This is a genomic window from Pseudomonas sp. Xaverov 83 (assembly GCF_019352905.1).
Taxonomy (GTDB): domain Bacteria; phylum Pseudomonadota; class Gammaproteobacteria; order Pseudomonadales; family Pseudomonadaceae; genus Aquipseudomonas; species Aquipseudomonas yamanorum.
On record NZ_JAAAFU010000002.1, the window covers coordinates 232,990 to 233,585 of the forward strand.

The 596-nt window shown below is 56.5% G+C and carries 1 pseudogene; it reads left to right on the top strand.

The window, feature by feature from the left end:
• A pseudogene (locus K0H47_RS30965) lies at nucleotides 1–596 on the top strand (type IV secretion protein Rhs); the annotation flags it as partial.

A 596-nucleotide genomic window follows, 5' to 3' on the forward strand; every position in this document is an offset into this window, starting at 1 on the left:
TGACGATGCACCCACGTCCTACGAGTATGACAACGGGTTCGTGCGGGTTGTACGCCGTGGTGACGCGGTGTGGAAATACCAGCGTAACGATCAAGGCGATATCACCCGCAAGACTGATCCGGATGGTAACTACACCGAATATACCTACACCCAACACGGAAAGCTTACCGGCGTCTGGTATCCGGACAACAGCAGTCAGCGGCTGATCTGGAACGAACGTGGCCAGCTCATTGAGGAGAAGCTGGCGAATGGCGGAGTGCGGCGTTATCGCTATGACGACCTGGGGCGGCAGGTTGCTTACGAGGATGAGCATGGCGCGCTGACCCACTACCAGTGGGACGCCGTAGATCGTTTGCTGAAAGTGATTCAGCCGGGCGGGGCCACTCGCGAATTCAGCTACAACCCGTACGGAAAAATCACTGCAGAGCGCGACGAGCTGGGTCGGGTTACGCGCTATGAGTATGCCGACGGTCTGCACCTCATCAGCCGTCGGATTAATCCGGACGGCACGCAGCTCAAATACCGTTATGACAATGTTCGGTTGTTACTCACCGAGATCGAAAATGAGGTTGGGGAAACCTACCGGCTTGAGTACC